General features: G+C 65.6%; 19 protein-coding genes. 13 read left to right on the forward strand and 6 right to left on the reverse strand.

Annotated features, from left to right (window positions below):
• Positions 1–3: 3 nt before the first annotated feature.
• A complete protein-coding gene (locus PV781_RS14230) occupies positions 4–1,218 on the reverse strand; it encodes a BaiN/RdsA family NAD(P)/FAD-dependent oxidoreductase (RefSeq protein ID WP_274776289.1) in 1,215 nt (404 codons plus the stop codon).
• Between the two features lie 120 nt (positions 1,219–1,338).
• Between PV781_RS14230 and PV781_RS14235 the strand changes: the two genes are divergently transcribed.
• Positions 1,339–2,424, forward strand: a complete 1,086-nt coding sequence (locus PV781_RS14235; protein WP_274776290.1) for a GGDEF domain-containing protein — start codon at positions 1,339–1,341, stop codon at positions 2,422–2,424.
• Here PV781_RS14235 and ccrA read toward each other — a convergent pair whose 3' ends face one another.
• Positions 2,425–3,711 carry a crotonyl-CoA carboxylase/reductase gene (ccrA, locus tag PV781_RS14240; protein WP_274776291.1) on the reverse strand — a complete coding sequence of 429 codons (1,287 nt, stop codon included), beginning with the start codon at positions 3,709–3,711 and terminating at the stop codon, positions 2,425–2,427.
• Between the two features lie 197 nt (positions 3,712–3,908).
• Here ccrA and PV781_RS14245 point away from each other — a divergent pair, with 197 nt between their 5' ends.
• Together PV781_RS14245 and PV781_RS14250 are read left to right on the forward strand one after the other, a co-directional pair.
• On the forward strand, positions 3,909–4,148 hold the full coding sequence (locus PV781_RS14245; RefSeq protein ID WP_274776292.1) for a GlsB/YeaQ/YmgE family stress response membrane protein: 240 nt from the start codon (positions 3,909–3,911) through the stop codon (positions 4,146–4,148).
• Between the two features lie 95 nt (positions 4,149–4,243).
• Positions 4,244–6,217: a protein meaA gene (locus PV781_RS14250; RefSeq protein ID WP_274776293.1), complete on the forward strand. Its 1,974-nt coding sequence runs from the start codon at positions 4,244–4,246 to the stop codon at positions 6,215–6,217.
• Positions 6,218–6,340: 123 nt separating this feature from the next.
• Here PV781_RS14250 and PV781_RS14255 read toward each other — a convergent pair whose 3' ends face one another.
• From PV781_RS14255 to PV781_RS14265, 3 genes are all read right to left on the reverse strand, one after another.
• A complete protein-coding gene (locus tag PV781_RS14255; RefSeq protein ID WP_274776294.1) occupies positions 6,341–7,036 on the reverse strand; it encodes a phytochelatin synthase family protein in 696 nt (231 codons plus the stop codon).
• Positions 7,037–7,222: 186 nt separating this feature from the next.
• Positions 7,223–9,025 (reverse strand): TRAP transporter large permease, encoded by a 1,803-nt coding sequence (locus tag PV781_RS14260; protein ID WP_274776491.1) that lies wholly within the window; start codon positions 9,023–9,025, stop codon positions 7,223–7,225.
• A gap of 130 nt (positions 9,026–9,155) precedes the next feature.
• The gene (locus tag PV781_RS14265; RefSeq protein ID WP_274776295.1) at positions 9,156–9,779 is read right to left on the reverse strand and encodes a TRAP transporter small permease subunit; all 624 of its coding nucleotides are present in this window, start codon (positions 9,777–9,779) and stop codon (positions 9,156–9,158) included.
• A gap of 406 nt (positions 9,780–10,185) precedes the next feature.
• Between PV781_RS14265 and PV781_RS14270 the strand changes: the two genes are divergently transcribed.
• From PV781_RS14270 to PV781_RS14290, 5 genes are all read left to right on the forward strand, one after another.
• Positions 10,186–10,341: a DUF5993 family protein gene (locus PV781_RS14270; RefSeq protein WP_274776296.1), complete on the forward strand. Its 156-nt coding sequence runs from the start codon at positions 10,186–10,188 to the stop codon at positions 10,339–10,341.
• Positions 10,342–10,348: 7 nt separating this feature from the next.
• Complete coding sequence (locus PV781_RS14275) at positions 10,349–10,909, forward strand: disulfide bond formation protein B (protein WP_274776297.1); 561 nt, start codon at positions 10,349–10,351, stop codon at positions 10,907–10,909.
• Positions 10,910–11,037: 128 nt separating this feature from the next.
• Positions 11,038–12,015 (forward strand): DMT family transporter, encoded by a 978-nt coding sequence (locus tag PV781_RS14280; RefSeq protein ID WP_274776298.1) that lies wholly within the window; start codon positions 11,038–11,040, stop codon positions 12,013–12,015.
• 535 nt (positions 12,016–12,550) lie between these two features.
• Positions 12,551–12,952, forward strand: coding sequence for a response regulator (locus PV781_RS14285; protein ID WP_274776299.1), 402 nt, complete (start codon positions 12,551–12,553; stop codon positions 12,950–12,952).
• Positions 12,949–13,359, forward strand: a complete 411-nt coding sequence (locus PV781_RS14290; protein ID WP_274776300.1) for a response regulator — start codon at positions 12,949–12,951, stop codon at positions 13,357–13,359. Before PV781_RS14285 ends, PV781_RS14290 begins: the two co-directional genes overlap by 4 nt.
• 75 nt (positions 13,360–13,434) lie before the next feature.
• Here the strand turns inward: PV781_RS14290 and glmM are convergent, their stop codons facing one another.
• Complete coding sequence (gene glmM, locus PV781_RS14295; protein WP_274776301.1) at positions 13,435–14,778, reverse strand: phosphoglucosamine mutase; 1,344 nt, start codon at positions 14,776–14,778, stop codon at positions 13,435–13,437.
• A gap of 224 nt (positions 14,779–15,002) precedes the next feature.
• Between glmM and PV781_RS14300 the strand changes: the two genes are divergently transcribed.
• The 5 genes from PV781_RS14300 (at position 15,003) to serA (ending at position 21,648) form a co-directional block, all read left to right on the forward strand.
• On the forward strand, positions 15,003–16,004 hold the full coding sequence (locus tag PV781_RS14300) for an adenosine kinase (protein WP_274776302.1): 1,002 nt from the start codon (positions 15,003–15,005) through the stop codon (positions 16,002–16,004).
• Entirely contained in the window at positions 16,001–17,323 is a 1,323-nt protein-coding gene (locus tag PV781_RS14305) for an ATP-dependent DNA helicase (RefSeq protein ID WP_274776303.1), read from the forward strand. Before PV781_RS14300 ends, PV781_RS14305 begins: the two co-directional genes overlap by 4 nt.
• A gap of 194 nt (positions 17,324–17,517) precedes the next feature.
• Complete coding sequence (locus PV781_RS14310) at positions 17,518–18,372, forward strand: sulfotransferase family 2 domain-containing protein (protein ID WP_274776304.1); 855 nt, start codon at positions 17,518–17,520, stop codon at positions 18,370–18,372.
• Positions 18,373–18,567: 195 nt separating this feature from the next.
• On the forward strand, positions 18,568–19,743 hold the full coding sequence (locus PV781_RS14315) for a phosphoserine transaminase (protein ID WP_274776305.1): 1,176 nt from the start codon (positions 18,568–18,570) through the stop codon (positions 19,741–19,743).
• A 318-nt stretch (positions 19,744–20,061) separates the two neighbouring features.
• Positions 20,062–21,648, forward strand: a complete 1,587-nt coding sequence (serA, locus tag PV781_RS14320) for a phosphoglycerate dehydrogenase (RefSeq protein ID WP_274776306.1) — start codon at positions 20,062–20,064, stop codon at positions 21,646–21,648.
• Positions 21,649–21,693 lie beyond the last annotated feature (45 nt).

The raw sequence follows: 21,693 nt of genomic DNA on the forward strand, positions 1-21,693 counted from the left end.
GCCTCAACGGGCACGGCCCAGATGGGCCAGGATGCCTTCGGCCGCCGCAAGGCCGGTGGCAAAGCACGCCTGGAGCAGATAGCCCCCCGTAGGCGCCTCCCAGTCCAGCATTTCGCCACAGGCGAAGACACCTGGCACGGCTTTGAGCATGAAGTGCGAATCCAGGTCGTCCCAGGAAATGCCTCCGGCACTGGAAATGGCGCGCTCCAGCCCGCTCGTCCCCGTCACCCCGAGAGGAACGTCCTTGATGCGGGCGGCCAGCGCCTGAACGCCTGGCGGCAGCGGCCCCGCCTCACGCAAAAGGCTCGCCGCCACAGGCGAGAGGCCGGCCCCCTTGCGCAGGCGATTGGCAAGGGAATAACGCTCCGGCACCGCCTCCAGCTTGCGCGCCAGTTGGTTGGCATCGAGATCGGGCCGCAGATCCACGGACATTTGCGCGGGTCCGCCCCCCTCCAACGCCGCCCGGACCGCCGCGGAAAGCGCATAGACCGCCCCGCCTTCCAGCCCACCGGCAGTCACAACCGCCTCCCCCCGCACACGCACGGCGCCGCAGGACAAGGCGATGCGCTTCAACGGCGCGCCGGCGAAGCGCAGCATGGGAGCCGACCAGCCGATGAGCACGCCCATATTGGCGGGCCGGAAGGGTTCGACCGACACGCCCCTTTCGCGCAGAAGGGGCACCCAGCCGCCATCGGAACCCAGTCGCGGCCAGGAGGCGCCCCCCAGCGCCAGCAGCGTAGCCGCCGGGCGTATGTCTTCCTCGCCCTCGGCCGTCGACAGGCGCAGCGCGCCATCCGGCGCCCACCCTCGCCAGAGATGGCGGGTCTTCAGTTGCACGCCCTCCGCCGCGAGGCGGCCAAGCCAGGCGCGCAGGAGGGGCGAGGCCTTGAAGCTGTCAGGAAACACCCGCCCGCTGGACCCCACGAAGGTCGCCTCGCCCAAATCCTGCGCGAACGCCCGCAGGGCGGAAGGCGGAAAGGCCCGCACGGCCGCCATGAGGGCCGGCGCCTGCGGGGCGTAGCGGGACAGGAACAAGTCCAACGGCTCGGAATGGGTCAGGTTCAGCCCGCCCCGACCCGCCATCAGCAGCTTGCGCGCCGGGGACGGCAAGCGCTCATAAACGCTGACGGCACAGCCCGCAGCGGCGAGCCGGGAGGCCGCCATAAGTCCGGCCGGCCCGGCGCCCACAATGGCCACTGGCATGTCGAGCAATGTCATCGGGAAGGCTTTTGCAGGGAGCGCGGGTGGCTGTCCATCCGACGCTCAAGGAATTACCAAACCTTATGTGGACGCGGTGCGGTTTTTTTGCCATGTCCACTCTCAACCGAAGGTCGAAGAATGCAACGGGACCTCGCCCAGCAGCGGAACCTCATCGTACGTATTCTCATAGGCACGGGCGTCTTGTGCATCGTGGGCCTGTGGACGTTCGAATCCGCGACGGGCTTGCTCTCCGATTATGATCGCTTCGGCTACCCCCTGCTCCTGGCCGCGTTCGGGATCAGCCTCGTGATCCTGCTGGCGGCGCCCAGGCACCACCACATTGCCGAGCGGCTCTCCTATTTCGGCTTTGCGCTTTATTGCATCTGCTCCATCCAGTTCTTCGACACGCTGGAAGAAGAATCCGGGATTTATACCATTGCAAATACATTGCAATGGATGACACTTCTTTATGTTTCCGCCTTTGTCTTGTTCCGCAAGTGGGAAGCGATCATCGCCGCCGCACTGGTGTTCGGTGCATCGGCGATCTCTCTTTGGGCGCTGCATCTGCACGGTGATGTCGCCCATTGGGACATCACCTACAACTCGCTGATGGTGAACGCCTATGTGGTCCATCTGCTGATTCTGGTCTCGCTGTCGCTGCTGGTCTTCACCCAGCACGCCTTCGACCGGATGCGCAGCGAAACCAAGGTGCTGGAGGATGCCGCGCTCACCGATCCCCTGACCGGCGTCGTGAACAGGCGTGGTCTGGAGCGTCTCCTGAAGGAACATGCCGCCGCCCCCGGCCGGCCGATGGCGCTCATCCTGCTGGACATGGACAACTTCAAGGGGGTCAACGACACCCAGGGCCACCTGTTCGGCGATCAGGTTCTGCGCACCATCGTCGACCGGCTGCGGCATGGCCTGCGCGGGGCGGACGTGATCGGCCGGTGGGGCGGGGACGAGTTCCTGGTGCTGGCGGCCAATGCGTCGGCAGACGAGGCCTGCATGCTGGCGGACCGGCTGCGGCGCTCCGCGTCGGAACTGCCCGAAAGCGCGGCCGGCGGTGTCACGCTCAGCGCCGGCGTCATGGTCTGGGATGGCACCGGAGGACCCGAGGAGGCGCTCCGGTGCGTGGATGATGCTCTCTATGCCGCCAAGCAGGGCGGCAGGGACCGGACCGCCCTCGGGCGTCCCCGGGGACGCCCGGTGCGGTCCGTCACCTGATCAGCGCTCGGCGCACGCTTCGAGCACGTCGTCAAAGGTGCGCAGGCCCGTGCGGGGCGCATTCACCAGCACCGCCATGTTGCCGGGGGCATGCTGGTTCTTCCACATCTTGGTGTGCGCCTGGGGGATCCGATCCCACGGGAACACCTCCGACATGCACGGGTCCACGCGCCGGTCGATGATGAACTGGTTGGCGCCCGACGCCTGCTTGAGATGCGCGAAGTGCGAACCCTGGATGCGCTTCTGCCGCATCCACACATAGCGGGCGTCGAAGGTGATGTTGAAGCCGGTGGTGCCGGCGCAGAAAACGATCATGCCGCCGCGCTTGCCCACCAGGGTGGAAACCGGGAAGGTGCTCTCGCCGGGATGCTCGAACACGATGTCCACGTCGCGCTTGCCGGTGATTTCCCAGATCGCCTTGCCGAACTTGCGGGCTTCCTTCAGCCACTCGTTATATTCGGGCGAGTTGACCTTGGGCAGCTGGCCCCAGCAATTGAAGTCCTTGCGGTTGATCACGCCCTTGGCGCCGAGGCCGAGCACGTAGTCGCGCTTGGTCTCGTCCGAGATGACGCCGATCACATGGGCGCCAGAAGCCGCCGCAAGCTGCACGCCGAACACGCCGAGGCCGCCCGAGGCGCCCCACACCAGCACATAGTCGCCCGGCTTCACCGTATGCGGGGGATGGCCGAACAGCATGCGGTAGGCGGTGGCGAGGGTGAGCGTGTAGCAGGCGCTCTCTTCCCAGGTCAGGTGCTTGGGCCGCGGCATGAGCTGGCGGGCCTGCACGCGGCAGAACTGGGCGAAGGAGCCATCGGGGGTCTCATAGCCCCAGATGCGCTGGGACGGCGAGAACATGGGGTCGCCGCCATTGCACTCCTCGTCGTCGCCGTCATCCTGGTTGCAGTGCACGACGACCTCGTCGCCCACCTTCCAGCGGGTGACCTTCGAGCCCACTGCCCAGACGATGCCGGAGGCATCCGAGCCGGCCACATGGAAGGGCGCCTTGTGCACGTCGAACGGCGAGATGGGCTGCCCGAGGCCGGCCCAGATGCCGTTATAGTTCACGCCGGCCGCCATCACGAGCACCAGCACATCGGTCTCGCCCAAAGTCCATGTGGGCACAACCTCAACCTGGAAGGACTCCTCCGGCGGCCCATGGCGCTCGCGGCGGATCGTCCAGGCATACATGTTGGCCGGCACATGGCCCAGCGGCGGGATCTCACCCAGCTCGTAAAGATCCTTCAGAGCAGTCGCTTGAGGCGCGCTCGCCGTCGCTGTCTGGCCCATAGCGTCTCGTCCTTCCTCTTCGATGGTTGGGCCGTTTCGGCCGCATGCATTTCGCACCGCAGCGTAGCAGAGAAAATCGGACTGGCGAGCCCCCCTCTTTCGAATGGTTGCAACTTCCCGAGCCGCCCGCCGTGCGCGCGGGACAGGGCGCGCATTCTTAGCCAAGATGCCGGCGGTGTCTGAACAGGGAGAGACCCATGGGCGCGCTGATCGGAATGCTGCTGGTGGGGGCGGTGGCCGGCTGGCTGGCGGGTCAGATCTTTCGCGGTGGCGGCTTCGGCCTATGGGGAAACATTGCCGTGGGCGTCATCGGCGCGCTGATCGGCGGCTTTTTGTTCGGCAACGTCTTCATCGTCGGCGGCATCATCGGGCGCATCATCTGCGCCACCATCGGCGCGGTGATCCTGCTCTTCGCCATAAGTCTTGTGAAGCGCTGAGCTGAAGCTGCCCCCGGCGACAAGATTCCCGTCGACGACCGCCGCGTTGCAGCGCACATTATGCAATGCGACGTTGTGCAAACGAGGATGGGATCATGGCCACCCGCGACAAACCCTGGCTGTTCCGTACCTATGCGGGACACTCCACCGCCGCGGAGTCCAACAAGCTCTACCGCTCCAATCTCGCCAAGGGCCAGACGGGCCTTTCGGTCGCCTTCGACCTGCCGACCCAGACCGGCTACGACAGCGACCATCCCCTGGCGCGGGGCGAAGTGGGCAAGGTGGGCGTGCCCATCTCCCATCTCGGCGACATGCAGACCCTGTTCGACGGCATCCCGCTTGCCGACATGAACACGTCCATGACCATCAATGCCTGCGCCGCCTGGCTGCTGTCGCTCTATATCGCGACCGCCGACGCGCAGGGCGCCGATCGCACCAAGCTGAACGGCACCACGCAGAACGACATCATCAAGGAGTATCTCTCGCGCGGGACTTATGTGTTCCCGCCCGCGCCCTCCATGCGGCTGACCAAGGACGTGATCCTGTTCACCACCAGCCAGCTGCCGCGCTGGAACCCCATGAATGTGTGTTCCTACCACCTGCAGGAGGCCGGGGCGACGCCGGTGCAGGAGCTGGCCTTCGCCCTCGCCAACGCCATCGCCATTCTCGACACGGTGAAGCGCTCCGGCGAGGCGGAAGGGCCTGTGTTCGGCGAGGTGGTCGGCCGCATCTCCTTCTTCGTGAATGCGGGCATGAAGTTCATCACCGAGATGTGCAAGATGCGCGCCTTCGTGGATCTGTGGGACGAGATCTGCGTGGAGCGCTATGGCATCACGGACGCCAAGCAGAAGCTGTTCCGCTATGGCGTTCAGGTCAATTCGCTGGGGCTGACCGAGCAGCAGCCGGAAAACAACGTCTACCGCATCCTCATCGAGATGCTGGCGGTGACCCTGTCCAAGAAGGCCCGGGCCCGCGCCGTGCAGTTGCCCGCCTGGAACGAGGCGCTCGGCCTGCCGCGCTCCTTCGACCAGCAATGGTCGCTGCGCATGCAGCAGGTGGTGGCCTATGAGACCGACCTCCTGGAATATGGCGACATCTTCGACGGCTCGGTTGAGATCGCCCGCAAGGTGGAAGAGCTGAAGGAAGAGGCGCGCGCCGAGCTCGCCCGCATCGAGGCCATGGGCGGGGCCGTGGCGGCGGTCGAGAACTCCTACATGAAGCAGGCGCTGGTGGAATCCAACACCCGCCGCCTGGAAGCCATCGAGCGCGGCGACCAGGTGGTGGTGGGCGTCAACCGCTGGACCGAGACCGAGCCGTCACCGCTCACCACCGGTGAAGGCGCCATCCTGACCGTGCCCGAGCATGTGGAACCCGAGCAGATCGAGCGGCTGAAAGCCTGGCGCGCCGCGCGCGACGGCGCGGCAGTGGACAAGGCGCTGGCGGAGCTGAAGAGCGCGGCCCAGGAAGGCCGCAACATCATGGAGCCCTCCATCGCCTGCGCCAAGGCGGGGGTCACCACGGGCGAGTGGGGCACCTGCCTGCGCGAAGTCTTCGGCGAGTATCGCGCCCCCACCGGCGTTGGCCGCGCGGCACGGACGGAAACCCAGGGTCTCGACGACGTGCGCAAGGACGTGGAGGCGGTGTCGGCCAAGCTCGGCCGGCGCATCAAGTTCCTGGTGGGCAAGCCGGGCCTCGACGGCCATTCCAACGGCGCAGAGCAGATCGCCGTGCGCGCCCGCGATTGCGGCATGGAAGTGGTCTATGAGGGCATCCGCCTCACCCCGGCGGAGATCGTAAACGCCGCCCTGGAGGAAGGCGTCCATGTGATCGGCCTGTCCATCCTCTCCGGCTCCCATGTGCCGCTGGTGCGCGACGTGATGGAGCGCCTGCGCGCCGAGGGCCTCGACGACGTGCCGGTGGTGGTGGGCGGCATTATTCCGCCTGAGGACGAGATCCAGCTCAAGGGCTTCGGCGTCGCGGCCGTCTATACGCCGAAGAATTTCGAGCTGAACCGCATCATGGCGGACATCGTCTCCATCGTGGACCGGGAAGCCCAGAAGGCGGCCTGAGCCGCCGGTTGGGACTTCACGGCCCGTCTGATCAGCCAGGTCGGATCGGCCAATTCAAACAAAGCCCGGACGCCCCGGCGCCCGGGCCTTTGCTTTCACGCCCGAGGCCACGCGCCCGGCCAGCTATTTCCGCACGATGATGTAGCCGCGCGACTTATGCACGGACCCGTCTTCCGTGTTCATGGCCGCGAACAAGCGCTCGGCTGGGATCCAACTGGGCGGCAGCTTGTAGCGCGCCACATCCAGGAAGAGGAAAGCGTCGGCCTCCGCATTATAGGCGGCGATGGGCGAGAAATGCCCGCCGCCCTCCTGGCCGAGCGTCTGCCGGAAGACATTCACCAGCAGCACCGCATTCTCGTCCGCCAGCGCTTTGCGCGCGGCGGTGCGGAAGGCGGCAAGGTCGGTATCCTGCGCATGCACCGCCTCCGCCTTGGCCCCGGCGGCGTTGAGCAGGCGGGTCAGTTCCTCCAGCGTCAGGCCCTGCGACTGGACGGCGAGCACCGGCTTCACCTCCAGCACCGCGCGGCTGAAAATGTTCTGCTGGTCCCAATATTCGTAAGGGTACCACTGGGGGGACAAAGGCGGCGCCACGCGCAGCGCATTGAGCGCCATGACCGCCGATGCCACGCCGCAGAAGGCCTGATTCTGCTCGGACACGAAGGCGGACATCAAGGGCCAGAAGGCGGCCTTCTCGCTCGCCGTGTCGAACAGGCGGGCCGTCTGCGGGGACGGCACATAGACCAGCGCATCGCCTGCATGAGCCGGCCCTGCCAGCGCCAGCGCCAGGAGTGCGGCGCAAACACGAAGATGCAGTTTCATGGCCCCCTGAGCTCCCGCCTGCGGATGCCGGGGCAGCGCGCCACGCCGCGTGCCGTCCCGTCGGCGCCTTCAGTCAAGCTCGTGATAGGGACCGGCAGGAGCCAGGGCAACGGCACAAAAGCGCAGCATGCGAAAACGCTGCGGGAGGACGGCCCGGCCGGGCCCCAGGCGCGGCCGGGCGTTGCTTCAGAACTTCAGTTCGGGCGGAGGCAAGTCGCTGGTGGGCGGCGCCAGATTGTCGAACTGCTGTTGCACCGCGTTCTGGTCGAGCTGAATGCCGCCGCTCTTATAGTGCGTGACCATGCCCGGGAAGAGGATCACCAGCGAGACCATGATCAACTGAATGCACACGAAAGGCACCGCGCCCCAATAGATCTGGCCCGTGGTCACCGGCTCCATGCGCTTGCCGGTGATCTTGTCCAGATACGGCACCTTGGGGGCGACCGAGCGCAGGAAGAACAGGGCGAAGCCGAAGGGCGGGTGCATGAACGAGGTCTGCATGTTCACCGCCAGGATGACGCCGAACCAGATCAGGTCGATGCCCAGCTTGTCGGCCGCGGGGCCCAGCAGCGGGATGATGATGAAGGCCAGCTCGAAATAATCGAGGAAGAAGGCCAGGAAGAAGACCAGGATGTTGACCACGATCAGGAAGCCCGCCTGGCCGCCCGGCATGGAGACCAGCAGCTCTTCCACCCATTTGTGCCCGTCGACTCCATAGAAGGTCAGGGAGAAGACGCGCGCGCCGAGCAGGATGAAGAGCACAAAGGCCGAGAGCTTGGCGGTGGAGAAGGTGGCCTGCCGCATGAGGTCGAACTTCAGGCGGCCGCGCCCGGCCGCCAGGAGCAGCGCGCCCACCGAGCCCATGGCGCCGCCTTCCGTCGGCGTGGCGACGCCGATGAAGATGGTGCCCAGCACCAGGAAGATCAGCGCCAGTGGCGGCACCATCACGAAGATGACCTGCTCGGCGAGGCGCGAAAGCAGGTTGAGGCGGGCCACCTTGTTGATGACCGCCACCACGAAGGCAAGGCCCACCGTGATGGACATGGCCAGCACCACATAGTCGGCGCCGAACTTCACCGAGGTGCGGTTCATGAGCACGATGGCGGCGGCAATGGCGAGCGCCAGCGCGATGAACAGCGAAGCGGTCAGCAACCGCGCCGCACCCGCCAGGATGAAGAACAGCAGGACAAAGGAGACCACGGCCCAGACGGCGAGGTTCGCCACACCGGGAATGAGGTCCGCCGTCAGGCCCGGCAGGGAGCCGGTGACGATCAGGACGGTGAAGCCGGCCGCCGCGATGGCGCCCAGGATGCGGGTGGGCAGGTGCTTCTGCTCGGGATCGCGCAGGTTCTGCGCCTCAAGCGGCAGGCCCGGCGCGGCACTCGGAAAGAAGGTGGCGACGATGAAGATGTAGCCCGCATAGAGGCACGCCAGCAGCATTCCGGGAATGAAGGCGCCCGTATACATGTCGCCCACCGAGCGGTTCAGCTGGTCGGCCATGACGATAAGCACGAGCGAAGGCGGGATGATCTGGGCCAGCGTTCCTGAGGCCGCGATGACGCCCGAGGCGACCCGCCGATCATACCCATAGCGCAGCATGATGGGCAGCGAGATGAGGCCCATGGAAATGACCGAGGCCGCCACCACGCCGGTGGTCGCCGCCAGCAGGGCGCCCACGAAGATGACCGCATAGGCAAGGCCGCCGCGGATGGAGCCGAACACCTGGCCGATGGTGTCCAGGAGGTCCTCCGCCATGCCGGAGCGCTCCAGGATCAGGCCCATGAAGGTGAAGAAGGGCACCGCCAAGAGCACTTCGTTATTCATGGTGCCATAGACGCGCTCGGGCAGCGCCTGGAGGAAGTCGGGCCGGAACAGGCCGAGCTCAATGCCGATGAGGCCGAACAGCAGGCCGTTGGCGGCGAGCGCGAAGGCGACGGGATAGCCCAGCAGCAGGAACACCACCAGCATGGCGAACATGATGGGCGCCATGTTGTGGGTGAACCAGCCGCGGAAGCCGGGTTCGGCAGCCAGTGCCAGGTCACTGGACACGGCGAACAAGAGGACGGCGGCGGCGAGAATCGCGCCGATCTTGGCGATGCGCTTCATGGGGGCCTCCCGCTCAGGACTTGGGGTTCGCGGCGGGAACGCCGGTTCCATCAATGGTCGGCGCATCTGCCAGCAGGCGATCCACCTCGGCCGCCAGGACGCCATGGCTGCCCGCATTCTCGTGCGGGTCGTCCATTTTGCCGGTGATGATGGCGATGCGCTTGATGAGTTCCGAGATGGCTTGGATGAACAAGAGGGCGAAGCCGATGGGCACCAGCATCTTGGCGGGCCATTGGGGCAGGCCGCCGGCATTCAGGGACTGCTCGTTGATCCGGTAAGAATTCAGGAAGAAGGGCCAGGAGGTGTAGAGCATCACCAGCGTGAAGGGCAGAAGGAAGAAGACGTGACCGAAAATGTCGATCCCGTCGCGCACCTTCTTGGGCAGGCGGAAGCTGACGATATCGATGCGGATGTGCTCGTTTTCCATCAGCGTCCAGGGCGAGCACATCAGGAACACCGCCGCGAACAGAACCCATTGCAGCTCCAGCCAGGAATTGGAGCTGGCGTCGAAAACCTTGCGGATGATGGCATTGAGGGCGGAGACGAGCACCGCCACCACGATGAGCCAAGCCACCGACTTGCCGATGCGCGCATTCACGGCATCGATCGCTCTGCTGAGCGCGAGCAGAAAGTTCATGACGCAACCCCTCGGCGCGGTTTCCGTTCGGAACGGCGGTCTCATTGAATGGGCCGCCATTGGCCGGGCAACATACGGACCCGGCATGAGCATTCAAGTACGAAACCGCACGGAGACTGGATTTCCCGCCGTTTGGAGTCCCGTTCTACGCCTTTCGTCTAAGCTGATGGGGCGCAAGCAACTGAACAGAGCGACCTGGCCGTGTGAGTTGCCTGCGTTTAAGGCATCTCACCATCTTGCCCATCGTCGCATCAGCGCCTCAAGCGGGGCGGACCGGGGGCGAAACGATCAAGCTCTGCGGAATTTGCGTAACGAGACTGAGAATATTCCAGGCTAGACTTTCCTCGAATCGCCTCCCTCCGGCCTGTCCGGAGCGAGAAGGCGTGCAGGATCGAGGACCCCGCCCATGATGTCCCTGCCCTTCTTCGGCATGTGCCTCGCCTTCATCCTTGTGATGGCAGGCAGGCGCCTTGCCTCCATCACCGTCTTCACCTTTTCGTTCGCGGTGCTGCTTGTCCTGTTCCGGATGCATGCCACCGACGCGCTCAACCTCAACCTTTGAGCGCGCCATGACTTCAGACATCTCCCGCGCCCTCAACGCGCTCGGCCTGATCGCCATCTGCGCGGTGCTCGCCTTCGCCTTTGCCGACCAGTTCCTGAACAATGACCTGCCCTGCCCGCTCTGCCTGTTGCAGCGTGGCGGCTTCGTGCTGGCGGGCTTCGGACTCGCCCTCAACATCAAGTTCGGCCCGCGCCCGAGCCACTATGCGATGATGATCCTGGCCTCCTTCGGCGGCGGCGGGGTGGCAACGCGCCAGGTCTTGCTGCACATCCTGCCGGGCTCGGGCAGCTATGGCGACGCCTTTGCCGGACTGCACTTCTACACCTGGGCGGACATCGTCTTCATCCTGATCGGCATTGGCGGCGCCCTCATGCTGCTGTTCGATCGCCAATTCGAGGACAGCGATCGGCCGGCGGCGCGCACCACTGGCCTTGGGCTCGCGGCATTGGCCTTCGCGGTGCTGATCGCCTTCGCCAACGGGGTGTCGACGGTGGCCGAGTGCGGTGGGGGCCTGTGCCCGGACAACCCGACCTCCTATCAGCTGCTCACCCCGGCGCCCGCCCGCTGAGGCGCCACGCCGCTCCCGACGGCCATGGCGCGTCGCCGGGGTGCCCCCATGCCCGTGAGAAGAGGCGACCCCCACCGTCGCCGCGCCCGAAGCCGGGCGGACGGATCGCGGGAAGTCTGGATTTTCCCATGCCTGCCTCACCGCCTGCCTCACCGCCTGCCTCCCTGGCTGCCCGCATCTTCCAGCGCCTGTTCGACGCGCCCTATGTCCTGCTCTCGGCCACGGCCTTCCTGTGGGCGGCAAACATGGTGCTCGGGCGGTATGTGGCCGGCCATATCCCGCCGATCGCCCTGTCCACCCTGCGTTGGACCGGCGCGACGATGATCCTCCTGCCTTTCGCCTGGAAGCAATTGGTGGCCGACGCACCGGTCATCCGGCGCTCATTTCCGACCCTCATCCTCCTCTCGGCGGCGGGCATCGCGTCCTACAACGCGCTCTCCTATTACGGCCTGCAATATACGGAGGCGCTCCACGGCGTCCTGCTGCAATCCATCTCGCCGCTGCTGATCGCCATCTGGAGCCTGATGCTGTTCGGCGACCGCATCACGCGCGGCCAGGGTGTGGGCATCCTGGTCTCGTTCGTGGGCGTCATCATCATCATCAGCCGCGGCGACCTGGACGTGCTGTTGCACCTCCATCCCAATGTGGGGGACCTCTGGATCCTCTTCGCGCTGGTGATCTATGCCCTTTATGCCGCAATCCTGCGCCTGCGCCCGCCCATGCGCCAATTGTCCTTCCTGGCCACCATCATGGCGCTGGGCTCGCTCATGCTGGTCCCCTTCGCCTTGTGGGAGATGGCATCTGGATACCTCCTGACATTCGACGGCGTGACCATCTGGACCTTGCTGTTCGTGATGACCGGCCCTTCGCTCGTCGCCTACCTCTTCTTCAACCGGGGCGTTCAACTGGTGGGCGCCAACCGGGCCGCGCCCTTCTTCCATCTCATGCCCGTCTTCGGCTCGGCCTTGGCTGTTGTGTTCCTGGGGGAGGCGCTGGAATGGTATCATGGCGCCGGCTACGCCTTGGTCATTGCCGGCATCTTCACCGCCACGCGCTCGGCCAAGGGACCCAACACGTCAGCTGACGAACCGCCCGCGGGAAGATAGCCGCAGGATAGACGCCCGAGCCGAAGCCCGGGCGCCGACATCCACACGCAGCACGCGTTCCAGAGGATCCGCATAACCGAGGGGGCTTTCTGCCCCGCGACGACGCTGGCATGTCGTGGGTGGCGGACCATGCGATGGCGCCGGGGGGCTGCCCACAGGCTCACGCGGCATAGCGTGTGGTCCCGAACCTCCTTGAACGCGCCCATCTCCCCATCCAACAGCACCGCGCTGAGCGCCCTGCGATGGGCAACGTCGCTCCGCGTGAGGACCCTGACCCTCCAGATCCACCCGATCCGCCCGATCCGCCCGATCCGCCCGATCCGCCCGATCCGCCCGATCCGCCCGATCCGCCCGATCCGCCCGATCCGCCCCCGGCTGAAACTTGGCAACAGCGTCAGAGCGCAAGTGAAATCATTCAAAAAGGAAGCGAGCCCCCCTCTACCGCTCACTTGCGGTATTAAAATACACTTCTCGTCGCGAAGGAACCTCCAACGTTGCCGGGCGTTCTGAACGTCGAGTACGGGGGAATTGCAGGATGGAAATGGCAAACCGGGCGCCCGACCCGTCACCGACGCCGGTGACCATATTGATCGTCGAAGACGAAGCCCTGGTGCGTCTCGTGCTGTCCGAAGCCCTGCGTGACGCGGGAATGCGGGTGGTGGAGGCCGCCACCGCGGAAGAGGCGGAGGCAGCCCTCAGGGCAGGTCTCCAGGTGGACCTTGTCTTCACCGACGTGCGGATGCCGGGCTCCTATGATGGCCTGGAGTTGGCGCGTCGGATCAAGCGCGAGCGGGCGGACCTGCCGATCCTGGTGACATCGGGGCACCTGGATGCGGAAAGCGTGCGCCCCATCGCCGTCTTCGTGCCCAAGCCTTACGTCCTCAACGACGTGCTTTCCACCATCTCCTCGCTGCTGAAACGGAGCGCAAGCCTATGAGATCTGACGACCCGCAGAAGGACGACCGTCCGGGCATCCTGATCGTGGATGCCGACGTTGTGGTGCGGCACGTGCTTGCGGAATATCTGCGCGCCTGCGGCTATCTGGTCGCCGAGGCGGTGAGCGCGGATGAGGCCCTCGACATCCTGGAGCACCAGGGCGAACGCATGGAGACGGTGCTCATCGACATGGATGCGCCCGGCACGCTCCAAGGCTTCAGCTTCGTGCGCCACCTGCGCACCACCTATCCCGACCTCACGGTGGTGACCGCCGCCAGCACGGCCAAGGCCGCGGACCATGCCGCCGATTTATGCGACGAGGGGCCCATGCTGGCGCGCCCTTATCATCCCCAGCAGGTCATGGACGAGATCCGCCGCCTCGTGGCAAAGGGCGAGCGCGCCCGTTAGAGCACGCTCTTTGCGCTTAGGAGACCAATGGATTGGCTGGGTTCAGCCGGATGGAGCCGCCCGCAGCGGCCGCCCTCAGGCGGCCACGCGGCGCAGGGCGTCGATGACCTCGTCGACCACATTTTCCACCAAGTCCCGGTCGTCGCCCTCGCCCATCACCCGGATCACCGGCTCCGTGCCGGAGGGACGGATCAACAGGCGGCCGTGATTGGCAAGGCGGCGCTCCGCATCGGCAATGGCCACCTGAACCTCCTCATGCTCCAGCGGCGCACCGGAGCGATAGCGGACATTCTTGAGGATCTGCGGCAGCGGATCGAACCGGTGGCACACCTCCGAGACCGGCCGCTCCTGGCGCGCGACCACAGCGAGCACCTGGAGCGCGGCCAGCAGCCCGTCTCCCGTGGTGGAATAGTCGGACAAAATGATGTGGCCGGACTGCTCGCCGCCCACATTGTAGCCATCGGCGCGCATGCGCTCGAGCACGTAGCGGTCACCCACAGACGTGCGTGCCAGGGACAGGCCCACATCCTGGAGGTAACGCTCCAGGCCCAGATTGGACATGACGGTGGCCACGATGCCGTCGCGCGACAGGCGGCCGTCTTCCTTGAAGCTCTCTGCCACCACCGCCATGATCTGGTCGCCATCGACCACATGGCCTTTCTCGTCGATGATCAAAACTCGGTCCGCATCGCCATCGAGCGCGATGCCGATGTCGGCGCGCACCTCATGCACCTTGGCCGCCAGAGCGGCCGGAGAGGTGGAGCCCACCTCCCGGTTGATGTTCATGCCGTCCGGCTCGGTGCCGATGGACACCACCTCGGCACCCAATTCCCACAGCGCCTCGGGCGCCACGCGATAGGCCGCGCCATTGGCGCAGTCCACCACCACCCGCAGGCCCTCGAAGGATTGGTCACGGGGCAAGGTGCGCTTGGCATATTCGATATAGCGGGCATGCACGCCTTCCAGGCGCTTGGCGCGACCGATCTCCGCCGGCTTGGCGAGCTTGCGCGCAAGATCCTGGTCCACCAGTTCCTCGATCTCCTCCTCGATGGTATCGGAGAGCTTAAAGCCATCGGGGCCGAACAGCTTGATGCCGTTGTCATCGAAGGGATTGTGCGAGGCGGAGATCATGACGCCGAGATCCGCACGCATGGAGCGCGTCAGCATGCCCACCGCCGGGGTCGGCACCGGGCCGAGCAGCAGCACGTCCATGCCGACCGAGGTGAAGCCGGCCACGAGCGCATTCTCGATCATGTAGCCCGACAGGCGCGTGTCCTTGCCGATCACCACCCGGTGCCGGTAGTCGCCACGCCGGAACGCCAGGCCCGCCGCCATGCCCACCCGCAAGGCGAGGTCCGCGGTCAGCGTGCCATTGGCGCGCCCGCGCACGCCATCGGTTCCGAAATACTTGCGTGCCATGCTTCAAGATCCTTCAACGCAACTCCTGCCACCGTCGGCGGCCGATGCGTCCCGCCCCGCAGGCTGGGCCGCATCCAGGTCATAGAGCGGGAAGCACGCGGCGGTTTTCAAGTGGAATTTCACCGCAGCGCCCGCGCACCGCATTCCGACATTGCCCTTGGACGGCTGGCGATGCTACGGCGAGAGAAACCTCTTCCTGGATTTCCTCACCCAAGAGCGTGGCCGTGACCGCACAGACTCTCAATACCCTGACCATCGGCAATGCGATCGTCGACGTGCTCGCCCAGGCGGAAGAGGACTTCCTCGCCGCCCAGGGCATGCCCAAGGGCTCCATGACCCTGATTGACGAAGCCCGCGCGGAGGGTCTCTACGGCGCCATGGGGCCGGGCGTGGAGATCTCGGGCGGCTCGGCGGCCAATACGGCGGCCGGCATCGCCTCGCTGGGCGGCAAGGCCGGCTTCATCGGTCTCGTGAAGGCTGACGGCCTCGGCAAGGTGTTCGCGCACGACATCCGTGCCGCCGGCGTCGCCTTCGAGACGCCAGCCGCGGAGGATGGGCCCGCCACCGCCCGCTGCCTCATCCTGGTGACGCCCGATGGCGAGCGCACCATGAACACCTATCTGGGCGCGGCGCAGAACCTGACCCCCGCCGAGATCGACCGCGCCCTGGTGGAGCGGGCGCAGGTGACCTATCTGGAAGGCTATCTGTGGGATCCGCCCCCCGCCAAGGAAGCCTTCCTGGTGGCTGCCGAGATCGCCCATGGCGCCGGCCGCAAGGTGGCCCTCAGTCTCTCCGACGCCTTCTGCGTTGATCGCTATCGCGAGGAGTTCCTGCACCTCCTGCGCACCGGTACGGTGGACCTCGTCTTCTGCAACGAGGGCGAAGTGAAGTCGCTCTACCAGACCGCCGACTTCGACGCTGCCCTCGCCCAGTTGCGCGCGGACGCCAAGGAAGCGGTGGTCACCCGCTCCGAGCGCGGCGCGCTGCACGCCACTGCTGGCGCGCTGGTGACGGTGCCGGCCCATCCGGTGAGCCAGATCGTGGATACCACGGGCGCCGGCGACCTGTTCGCGGCCGGCTTCCTGTTCGGCGTCACCAGCGGCCGCGACCCAGCCACCAGCCTGCGCCTCGGCGCACTGGCGGCAGCCGAGGTGATTTCCCACATCGGCGCCCGCCCCCAGCGCAAGCTGGTGGATTTGGCGCGCGAGGCCGGCCTCGTTTCGTGAGCGTTCCGGCGCAACGCAGCCTCGGGACCGCGGCGGCGCTGGACCATATGGAGGCCGGCGCCAGCGTGATCATGGTGCTGGGCGGGGCGGGAACCGGCAAGACCACCTTCCTGCACGAATTGCGAAAGCATGCGCGGGGGCGCCAGGTGTTCCTGGCCCCCACGGGGGTCGCCTCCCTCCATCTGGGCGGCCAGACCATTCACTCCTTTTTCGGCATTCCGCCGCGCATCCTCAACCCGGACGAGGTGAAGCCGCGCGCCCAGGTGCGCCGCCTGCTGAAGAAGCTCGACCGGCTGGTGATCGACGAGATCTCCATGGTGCGCGCAGACCTGCTCGATACCGTCGACCAAGCACTGCGTCTCTCCCGGGACGATCCCCGCCCGTTCGGCGGGGTGCAGATGGTGCTGGTGGGCGATTTCCTGCAATTGCCGCCCGTGGTGCCCATGGCCGAGCAGGAGATGCTCTCCTACATGGGCTATGAGGGCCCCTTCGCCTTCGACGCCAAGTGCCTGATGGACCAGGCCGTGGCCGGCGTGCCCTTCACCATCGTGCACCGCCAGTCGGACCAGGACTTCGTGCGGGTGCTGGGTGACATTCGCCGGGGCGTGGGCCTCGCCGAGGCGGTGGAAATATTGAACGACGCCTGCATGCGGCCCCATCGGCCGGGTGTGCTTCCGGTCATTCTCACCCCCACCAATGCGCGGGCGGAAGCCTATAACCAGCGCGGCCTTTCGGCGCTTTCCGGGGAGCCGCGTGCCTTCGAAGGCACGCTGAAGGGCGAGTTCGGCCTGGAGGGCGACCGCTTGCCCGTGCCCGAGCGCCTGGTGCTGAAGGCCGGCGCGCGGGTGATGGCGCTGCGCAACGATCCGGCCCGGCGCTGGGTGAACGGCTCGGTGGGCACGGTGCTGTCCATCGGGGCCCACAGCGCCTTGGTGCGGCTGGATTCCGGTCCGGCGGTGGAGATCGAGAGCTTCACCTGGGAGCGGATCCGCTATGGCTGGGACGAGCGCACCGGCCGCATCGAGGCGCAGGTGGTGGGGGCCTATACCCAATTGCCGTTGGTTCCGGCTTGGGCCATGACCATGCACAAGGCCCAGGGCCTGACGCTGGAAGACGTGCGCCTCGACTTCGACAGCGGCGCTTTCGCGGCGGGCCAGGCCTATGTGGCCCTCTCCCGCGCCCGCTCGCTGGAGGGCCTCTCGCTGGCCCGCCCCTTGCGCCGTTCCGACATCCGCCACGACCGGCGGGTCGCCCAGTTCATGGCGGCGTTCGAGCGGGATTATGCCTTGCCCCCCCTTCAACATGGCGCGCCCTGTTAAGACCGAGCTCGACACGGTCAGGGCCCCGCCCGGAGCGCGATGCGCCAAAAGCCAAGATTTGCCGGTTTATGGCGGCCATAAGCACTACCCAGGTACAGAGCGATTATCACTCTCCGCGCGACACTGTAACCCTTGTCCAGCTCAAGAATATGGAGCAGGCTAACTTAAAGGGAGAAGACAAATAGGAGGTGAGCGTGAGGCACGTGATCTTGCATCATCACATCTTCAAGAATGCGGGTTCTTCTCTGGATGCAGCATTGGCAGGCCATTTCGGCGATGCCTTCAGTGGAATAGAAAATGGGGGCGACCTCGTCAGCGCCGCTCAATTGCAGATGACGCTAAGGGAAGGACCAAAACTCCAGGCTCTTTCCAGCCATCATTTCTGCGGGCAGACTTTTGAAAATGTGCTGTCTGAACTTGGCGTCAGGGCGTTTCACGTGGCTCTTGTGCGGCGACCATGGGAGCGCATTATCTCTGCCTATAATTATCTTTCATCCTCAGATCAGAGCGATGAAGCTGCTCTGATTGCACAAAGCGAAGAGCCTCTTTATTTTATAAAGTGGACGCTGAATAATCAGCCCCACCAAATCAACAGCCCACAAGTCAATATTTTTGCAAATCACGGCTTTTATGCAAAAGCCGTGTCGGAATTAGATCTCGAAAGAGCCTGGAGTCGCTATCGGTCTTTCGCCCTCTGCGCGCCCACAGACCGCTTTGACGAAGCCATGGTGACGCTTGAGTACTTTTGCTCCCCTGCTTACCGCCCCCAAGGCCTGAAACTCCAATATATCCGCAGCAACGTTTCGAGGCCGAAAGCTGCTCTTGACGCGATCCGTCAGTCCTTGCCCAAGATGGAGACGGATTTGATCGATGAGATGACCAGATACGATGAAGAGCTGTACCACCGGAGCAGCGCGGAACTCGATCGGCGGATCTCTCTTGTACCGGACTTTCCTGAGCGCCTCGCTGAATTTAAGGAAAGATGCGCCCGGTTACGCGCGTCGCAGGAACCAACTGACATAGACCACAACGCGACCGTCGCAGCTTGACCGCAAGCGCAGCCGTTGTTCGCGCACGCCTTCACCCGAAGCACCGTCGGTTGGAATAGGGCTCGTCCGATCGATTTGACGGCATCTGGACCAGCTCTTTGCACACATAACTTGCATCCCCGCCTCAACAGGCCTATCCCCATCGGCGGGACACCTCCCCCCAACGGGAGGCGCCCATCTGTAAGGATGGATGACATGACGATGCATGATGCTCCGGCCCACCGTCCGGAGAACCCCAATTTCTCGTCCGGCCCCTGTGCCAAGCGTCCCGGCTGGACCCTTGATGCGCTGCGCGATGCGCCGCTCGGCCGCTCCCACCGGGCCAAGGTGGGCAAGGTCAAGCTGAAGGAAGCCATCGACCTCACCCGCGACGTTCTGGACGTGCCCGCCGACTACCGCATCGGCATCGTGCCCGCCTCGGACACCGGCGCGGTGGAAATGGCCCTGTGGTCGCTGCTGGGCGAGCGCCCCGTCGACATGCTGGCCTGGGAATCCTTCGGCGAAGGCTGGGTGACGGACGTCATCAAGCAGCTCAAGCTCGCCGATGCCCGCCTGCTCAATGCCCCCTATGGCGAGTTGCCCGACCTCACGCAGGTCGATTTCAGCCATGACGTGGTCTTCACCTGGAACGGCACCACCTCCGGCGTCATGGTGCCGGATGCGGAGTGGATCCCGGCCGACCGCCAGGGCCTGACCATCTGCGACGCGACCTCGGCCGCTTTCGCCCAGGCGCTCGATTTCTCCAAGCTCGATGTGGTCACCTTCTCCTGGCAGAAGGTGCTCGGCGGCGAGGCGGCTCACGGCATGCTCATCCTCTCGCCCCGCGCCGTGGCGCGGCTTGAGAGCTATAAGCCAGCCTGGCCGCTGCCGAAGATCTTCCGCCTCACCAAGGGCGGCAAGCTGATCGAAGGCATCTTCGAGGGCGAGACCATCAACACGCCCTCCATGCTGTGCGTGGAAGACTATATCGACGCCCTGCGCTGGGCCCAGTCGGTCGGCGGCCTTGCCGGCCTGAAGGAGCGGTCCAACCGCAATTTCGAGGCCATCGCCCAGTGGGTGCACCGCACCGCTTGGGTGGACTTCCTGGCCAAGGATCCGGTCACGCGCTCCAATACCTCCGTCTGCCTGAAGGTGGTGGACCCGGACGTGACGGGCCTGCCCGCCGACGCCCAGGCGGCCTTTGCCAAGGCCATCGCCTCCGGCCTGGAGAAGGGTGGCATCGCCTATGACATTGGCGCCTACCGCGACGCCCCTCCCGGCCTGCGCATCTGGTGCGGCGCCACGGTGGAAGCCTCGGACGTGGAGGCGCTCACCCACTGGCTCGACTGGGCCTATGGGGTGGCCAAGGCGTCCCTGACCAAGGCGGCCTGACGGGTCCGCCCGCGCTTTTCCCCCTCTCCCGCTTGCAGGGGAGGGCTGGGGAGGGGGCGTGTGTTCCCCTCAGACGCCCCGCCGCATCATCGCGTCCTTCCCCCTCCCAACCCTCCCCCGCAAGCGGGAGAGGGCTTAGAGCATGCGCCGATCGGCCTGCACCGCAGGCTGATCGGATCACGCATCCTCTCTCAATAAGTTAGAGGGCGATTCACCGATCAGATTGATTCAATCTGATCGGATCGCGCTCTAGACAGCCCGGCCTGCGCGCACGAGCGCTGCGGCCGCTCGCGCAACCCCATTCCGGAGCCCCCCATCATGGCCCCCCGTGTTCTCATCTCCGACAAGCTGTCCGACGCCGCCGTCCAGATCTTCAAGGATCGCGGCATCGAGGTGGATTTTCAGCCCGACCTCGGCAAGGACAAGGACAAGCTGGCCGAAGTCATCGGCAATTATGATGGCCTTGCCATCCGCTCGGCCACCAAGGTCACCCCGAAGATCCTGGAAAAGGCCACCCGCCTGAAGGTAATCGGCCGCGCCGGCATCGGCGTCGACAATGTGGACATCCCGGCCGCCACCGCAAAGGGCGTGATCGTGATGAACACGCCGTTCGGCAATTCCATCACCACCGCCGAGCACGCCATCGCCATGATGTTTGCGCTCGCCCGCCAGATCCCTGCCGCCGACGCTTCCACCCAGGCCGGCAAGTGGGAGAAGAACCGCTTCATGGGCGTCGAGCTGACGGGCAAGACGCTCGGCATCATCGGCTGCGGCAATATTGGTTCCATCGTCGCCGAGCGCGGCGTGGGCCTGAAGATGAAGGTGATCGCGTTCGATCCCTTCCTCTCCCCCGAGCGCGCGCTCGACCTCGGCGTCGAAAAGGTGGAGCTGGATGATCTGCTCGCCCGCGCCGATGTCATCACTCTGCACACGCCGCTGACCGAGAAGACCAAAAACATCCTCTCGGCGGAAAATCTCGCCCGCACCAAGAAGGGCGTGCGCATCATCAATTGCGCCCGCGGGGGCCTGGTGGACGAAGTAGCCCTGCGCGCCGCGCTCGACAGCGGCCATGTGGCGGGCGCGGCCTTCGACGTGTTCGTGGAAGAGCCGGCGGTCAACAATCCGCTGTTCGGCCATCCCAACGTGGTATGCACGCCGCATCTGGGCGCCGCCACCACCGAGGCGCAGGAGAATGTGGCCCTCCAGGTGGCCGAGCAGATGAGCGACTATCTGCTCTCCGGCGCCATCTCCAATGCGGTGAACTTCCCCTCCATCACCGCCGAGGAAGCCCCCAAGCTGAAGCCCTTCGTGGAACTGGCGGAAAAGCTCGGCTCGTTCGCCGGCCAGCTCACCGAGACCGACATCAAGACCATCCGCATCACCTATGAGGGCGCGGTGGCCGATCTAAAGGTGAAGGCGCTCACCAGCGCGGCGGTGGCGGGCCTGCTGCGGCCGGCGCTCGCCGACGTGAACGTGGTTTCCGCGCCCTCCGTCGCCAAGGAGCGCGGCATCGTGGTGGAGGAGACCACCCGCGCCGCCGAGGGCGACTATGACAGCCTGATCACCCTGACCGTGGTGACCGACACCTATGAGCGCTCCGTGTCCGGCACGGTGTTCGCGGATGGCCATCCGCGCATCGTCAACATCAAGGGCATCAAGGTGGATGCCGGCTTCGCCCCGGCCATGATCTATGTGACCAATGCGGACAAGCCCGGCTTCATTGGCCGCTTCGCCAGCCTCTTGGGCGATGCCGGCGTGAACATCGCCACCTTCGCCCTCGGCCGTGACCATGAGGGGGGCGATGCCATCGCCCTCGTGGCGGTGGACGGCGTGGTGCCGGCGGAGCTGATCGCCAAGGTGCAGGCGTTGCCGCAGGTGAACCATGTGAAGCAGGTCACCTTCTGACCGGTTTGCACGGACAATGAGAGGCCGCCGGGTTCACGCCCGGCG

It is taken from the genome of Aquabacter sediminis, assembly GCF_028863665.1.
Lineage (GTDB): Bacteria > Pseudomonadota > Alphaproteobacteria > Rhizobiales > Xanthobacteraceae > L1I39.

Bases quoted from the DNA above. Each gene is read 5' to 3' on its own strand.
- PV781_RS14290 (WP_274776300.1), top strand. From the start codon at position 12,949: ATGAGATCTGACGACCCGCAGAAGGACGACCGTCCGGGCATCCTGATC.
- PV781_RS14235 (WP_274776290.1), top strand. From the start codon at position 1,339: ATGCAACGGGACCTCGCCCAGCAGCGGAACCTCATCGTACGTATTCTC.
- PV781_RS14265 (WP_274776295.1), bottom strand. From the start codon at position 9,779: ATGAACTTTCTGCTCGCGCTCAGCAGAGCGATCGATGCCGTGAATGCG.
- PV781_RS14255 (WP_274776294.1), bottom strand. From the start codon at position 7,036: ATGAAACTGCATCTTCGTGTTTGCGCCGCACTCCTGGCGCTGGCGCTG.
- PV781_RS14280 (WP_274776298.1), top strand. From the start codon at position 11,038: ATGCCTGCCTCACCGCCTGCCTCACCGCCTGCCTCCCTGGCTGCCCGC.
- PV781_RS14260 (WP_274776491.1), bottom strand. From the start codon at position 9,025: ATGGCGCCCATCATGTTCGCCATGCTGGTGGTGTTCCTGCTGCTGGGC.
- PV781_RS14250 (WP_274776293.1), top strand. From the start codon at position 4,244: ATGGCCACCCGCGACAAACCCTGGCTGTTCCGTACCTATGCGGGACAC.
- ccrA (WP_274776291.1), bottom strand. From the start codon at position 3,711: ATGGGCCAGACAGCGACGGCGAGCGCGCCTCAAGCGACTGCTCTGAAG.
- PV781_RS14275 (WP_274776297.1), top strand. From the start codon at position 10,349: ATGACTTCAGACATCTCCCGCGCCCTCAACGCGCTCGGCCTGATCGCC.
- glmM (WP_274776301.1), bottom strand. From the start codon at position 14,778: ATGGCACGCAAGTATTTCGGAACCGATGGCGTGCGCGGGCGCGCCAAT.
- PV781_RS14245 (WP_274776292.1), top strand. From the start codon at position 3,909: ATGGGCGCGCTGATCGGAATGCTGCTGGTGGGGGCGGTGGCCGGCTGG.
- serA (WP_274776306.1), top strand. From the start codon at position 20,062: ATGGCCCCCCGTGTTCTCATCTCCGACAAGCTGTCCGACGCCGCCGTC.
- PV781_RS14230 (WP_274776289.1), bottom strand. From the start codon at position 1,218: ATGACATTGCTCGACATGCCAGTGGCCATTGTGGGCGCCGGGCCGGCC.
- PV781_RS14285 (WP_274776299.1), top strand. From the start codon at position 12,551: ATGGAAATGGCAAACCGGGCGCCCGACCCGTCACCGACGCCGGTGACC.
- PV781_RS14270 (WP_274776296.1), top strand. From the start codon at position 10,186: ATGATGTCCCTGCCCTTCTTCGGCATGTGCCTCGCCTTCATCCTTGTG.
- PV781_RS14315 (WP_274776305.1), top strand. From the start codon at position 18,568: ATGACGATGCATGATGCTCCGGCCCACCGTCCGGAGAACCCCAATTTC.